The following is a 4595-nucleotide window of genomic DNA, read 5'->3' as shown; positions in this document are numbered from 1 at the left end:
GGAAATATACACGAACCGGCAGGAGTGGAGGAGAAAGGTTTTTGCAAGGCGTTGTCGATTGCTGTGCAATTTGAGCGAGCGAATCGGACGGCTGCCAATTGGCGTAGGCCCCGTGAATGCCGCGTCAAGTCATGGGCGCAGATCAGCCAAACAGTGGCCGGATCCCTGCCGTTGAGCGCTTAACAATCCTCTCAAAGCTTGCTACGCAGGGCGACTGGCATAGACCTTTGGGGGAGCGAGAGTACTCACGGTTCTCCCGGAATTCCAGGGCAACCATGCGCCTGGCTGCCCGTCGCACAAATGTGCTCAGCGTGCCGGGGTTCACATGGGCGCCGATCCCCGGACGGTCGCCCTGCCGGGGCCACCGCTCAATGGATGTCGCTGGCATATGCCGATGTACGTGCTCATCCGCGCGCCCCCCGTCTGCTCCCATGCTCGGTACCGATCAGGCCCGGCGTCAGGGACGGTTGACGTTTCGCAGGGTTCCGCGCCGCACACCGGAAGCTCACGCGGCCGCCAGGGGCCGACCCGTGGACGGCCCCACCGGCGTCGCCAGGAGGAGCGCGCGGTCCTGCGCGTCGGCCACGCGTCGGCCACGCGTCGGCCACGCGTCGGCCACGCGTCGGCCACGCGTCGGCAGCGTACGGCTCGACCACACTCCCGTGCAGCCGTAGCCGGGCGAGGTCGGCAATCGGCGGGCACGGCCGACGGCCTCGGCGGGGAAGCCCTGCTCCCCGGCAGCACGTGCCGCCAATCGGGTGATCCGGCGTCAAGCCCCTTGCGCGCTTGTCATCTCAATGGATTACTGGGAGCGTCCAATCCGGTGGGTCGCCCATCCTCTCCGGGGGAGTGGGGCGTCGGCCTGCCGTATGGCTGGTCACTACCGGTGGCGCCGTGGACTCTCCTGGCAGAGGCGTGAACGATCCGCCCCCCACCGCGACCGGCGACAGTCATCCAGGGCCATCTCGCCCTCACGCCCGGAAAGCAGCCCGGCCACACCCGTGGACCGCCACACCCGTGGACCGGCCCCGCGGCGCCCGGTTCACCGCCTCGGCCGTCCGTTTCGCCCTCGCCGGGGCCTGGTCCGAACCGGGCGTGGCCTGTGACTCTTCCCGGACACGCCCGGTGCGCGGTTCACCTCACCCGTTCAAGGAGGCAGTCGTGCCCATCTCCCCCGACCAGGGATCGACCAGCGGCGGACAGACCGTCATCATCACCGGCACCAACCTCGGTGGGGCCACGGCCGTGCACTTCGGCTCCAAGCTGGCCACCATCACCGCCAACACGGCCACCTCGGTCACCGTCACCACCCCCTCCGGCAGCGGGGCGGTCCAGGTGACCGTGACCACCCCGGGCGGCACCAGCAACCCTCTGAACTTCTACTACGTCGGTGCGCCGTTCAAGGCCGCGCTCAGCGCCACCTCCGGTCCCCTGGCGGGCGGCAACGTCATCACCATCACGGGTACGGGGCTGTCGACGGCCACCGCGGTGCACTTCGGGGCCAACACCGCCACGCCGACCGTCGTCAGCGACAGCGCCGTCACCGTCGCGGTGCCCGCGGGCGCGGCGGTCGGATCCGTCGGGGTGAGCGTGACCACCGAGGGCGGAACCAACAACGGCTTCACCTACACCTACGTGGACGTGCCCACCGTGACCGCTTTCGCTCCCACCTCGGGGCCGGCCTCCGGCGGCACCGCGGTGACCATCACCGGCACCTCCCTGAGCAGCACCGAGTCGGTCACCTTCGGTGGCCAGTCGGCCCCGTTCGTCGTCATCAGCGACACCACCATCGCCGCCGTCGCACCGCCCACCGCCGACGGGGCCCCCGGACCCGCCGACATCACGGTCACGAACGCGGCCGGAAGCGCGACCGCCGCGACCCCGTACCAGTACCTCGCGAGCCCGGGGATCTGAGTCGGAAGTCAGGCACTGACCCCCGAACCCGTGGCCGACGAGGCCGTCTGCCCGGGCGGGACCGTCCTCGGTCCCGCCCGGGCAGAGCCCGTCGCACCGCACCCGGTACCGGTTCCTCGGCCGGCCCCGGAAGAACGGGGTGGTCGCCTGACCGCACGACGGGACCGGCGCGATCGTTTGCAGGGCGTGACCTTCGTCGCGTCCCGGAAGCGATCGAGCCGTGCCGTGCCGGTGAAGGAGGCCGGGGACGGGAGACAGACATTCGGCTGTTGTCCGATGGACTGCCGGATGACGCTCCCGGCACGCCGGGCCATGACGAAGCCCGGTCATACGCGCCGCGATCGACCGAAGGCCGCGCACGGCGCTCACGGCTGCGGCGCGCCGGACGACGCCATCCGCGTCGGGATTCGGCCGTGGGCCAGGGTTTTGAACATTCGCCGGCGACCAGTCCTCATGAGCGGCTGTCGCTGACCGCGCCGGCGTGCGGGGAACTCCCTTGAAGCGCCGTCAGGAAGTGCTTCACGCATCCAGCTCTGTTCCAAACCTCTCCACTCCTCTTCCGGTCTGCCCGCAGGAGATCCCTCGATAGGGAGAGAAGAGGAGGGGGGAAAGAAGCAGACCGACGAGGGTGAGGAGAGCCGGGCGGCCGCCTCGCCTCGGCCCGCAGAGCGCTGGGCGGTACGGCCGATCCGAGCCCCGCTCCCGGACGGTTCGGGGAAAGCGGCGAACCCGTCGTCGAGCACGCCCAGGTGCAGCGGGTCGCCGTGATCCGGATCCACGCACTCACGGCCGGCGGCTTCGGTCCACACCGGCGAGCAACGGCACTGCGGGACTTCACTGCGGCAGCGACACCGTCGGCATGGCCGGGTCGGCCGGTGAACCAGCCTGCGGTGGTCGCTACTTGGAGGGGGACCGAGCAGCCGTCCCGGGTCGGCGTCCGCCGCGGGGGCGCGACTCCAGAGATTCACTTCCACGAGAGCGGGGACGGCGCCCCCTCGGGCGTCGATCGTGCCCGGCCGCCGAGCCCGGCCGGATGCTTCGCGCGGTGCGTCCGGGCTGGGATTGAGCAATTCCGAACGGCGGAAGGTGGGGAATTCCATCCATCCTCGGCTGAGCCGTCTCCTGGGCTGCGGGCAGGGAAGTCGCGATCTTGCCGGGTGAGGAATAAGCACGCAAATCCCTCATAGACAGGCCCGTTTTCGCTGATCAACCTCAGTCGTGACGCTAGGGCACAGGCCATTTTTCCGGATTGCGGGAGATGGCGGGACGCTGCGCCAAGCGGGTGAATGAGGGCCGGAAGGCTTGTCATCGATTTCACCGCTCTGGATTACTTTTCTGTATCCAACCGGCGGGCCGCCCATCCCTCCCGGGGGAACGTGCAGCCGGCGCCGACCGTGCTTCAAGGCGGCGGGTGACGTGCGGCTCGCGATGGGCACTCCCGTGGAGGATCTGGATCCATCTGCCGGCGCCGTCCCAGCGGTGCCGGCAGGTGCGGCGGCTTACATGCGCCAGGAGGCGTCGTGCAAGCAATCCAAGGGTTCCGAAGCGTGCTGGCCCGTGCGGCGACCGGATGGTCTGCCGACTCCTCTTCCTCGTACCGTCGAACGACGACCACGTCAGCGCTGTGGAGCTGGGGGCTTCTGTTGGGATGGTACGCACCCACGGTGTTGGCAGGAAGTCAGTCCGCGCGCGAGCCGTCGACGACGGAACGCGTGACGCCAGCCACCCACGGCCAGGTTTTCGAGCGGGACTCCAGCAGGATGCGCTCAGTCGACTCCGTCCGTGGAAAGCACCGGCCGCGCCGAGGGCGGATCGGCCGAGAACGGCGTTACGGCCGCACGGACGAGCGTCCCGACGACGGCGACCCGGGCAAGCGGCGGTGAACTCCTTTCCGGGGGCGAACAGGCCGTTCGTGACGGCCCATGTGGGTCAACGGCACTACCGGGCCACGTGGCATGGCGTCAGACCAGGTCGTACCTCGACTGCCCACGAGTCGGACACCGCGCTCGCCGCTCGGCCAAGCATCGTCGTGCCGATCACTCGGGACCCGACCTCGGGGCCCGGGACATTCACCACCGAGGGGACCCGGGCGAGCGCGCTCACCCGCGTCACCCGGCCCGGACTCTCATGACCGGCGGCCCGCGCCCGTGCTCGACGCGGCGGTCGCCAGTCGGCACAAGCCCCGGCTCACTACCCCCGACGAGCCCCGGTCGATGTTCCCTCCATCGACCGGGGCTCCCCGCCTCGGCGCCCGTCGCGTCCCTGGGCGGATAGCCGACGCTTCGGGCGCCTTGCGCACGCCCGACACTCGTCAACTCGGAGACTGTCAACCCATGGTGGTAAATCATGCTTGATCACAATATTCCGGTGATCGATTCGATCAGTCCGGCGACGGGGGCGGCGGGGTCGGTGGTGACGCTGACCGGCTCCGGGTTCTCGGGGGTGACGGCGGTGCGGTTCGGTGCCGTCGCCTCCTCGTCGTTCACGGTGGTGTCGGACACGCAGATCACCGCGACCGTGCCGGCAGGCTCGGGCACCGTACAGGTGACCGTGGTGGCCTGGAGGTGGGGGGCGACCAGCAACGGTGTCGCGTTCACCTACGCGGTTGCCGCTCCGGTGATCGCTTCGGTCAGTCCGGCGACGGGGGCGACGGGGGCGACGGTGACGCTGACCGGCTCCGG

At 69.8% G+C, this 4595-nt stretch carries 2 protein-coding genes; both read left to right on the top strand.

What is annotated here, in order from left to right; genetic code table 11:
* Nucleotides 1-1161 precede the first annotated feature (1161 nt).
* Nucleotides 1162-1914, top strand: a complete 753-nt coding sequence (locus tag ACH4J0_RS42820) for an IPT/TIG domain-containing protein (protein WP_396246605.1) — start codon at nt 1162-1164, stop codon at nt 1912-1914.
* A gap of 2346 nt (nt 1915-4260) precedes the next feature.
* On the top strand, nt 4261-4595 hold a 335-nt coding region (locus ACH4J0_RS42815), incomplete at its 3' end, for an IPT/TIG domain-containing protein (RefSeq protein WP_396246604.1).

Origin of the sequence: Kitasatospora sp. NPDC017646 (assembly GCF_044329365.1) — a bacterium.
Lineage (GTDB): Bacteria > Actinomycetota > Actinomycetes > Streptomycetales > Streptomycetaceae > Kitasatospora.
The sequence above is the reverse complement of the archived record's forward strand: the minus strand, read 5'-3'. Positions and strand labels throughout refer to the sequence as shown.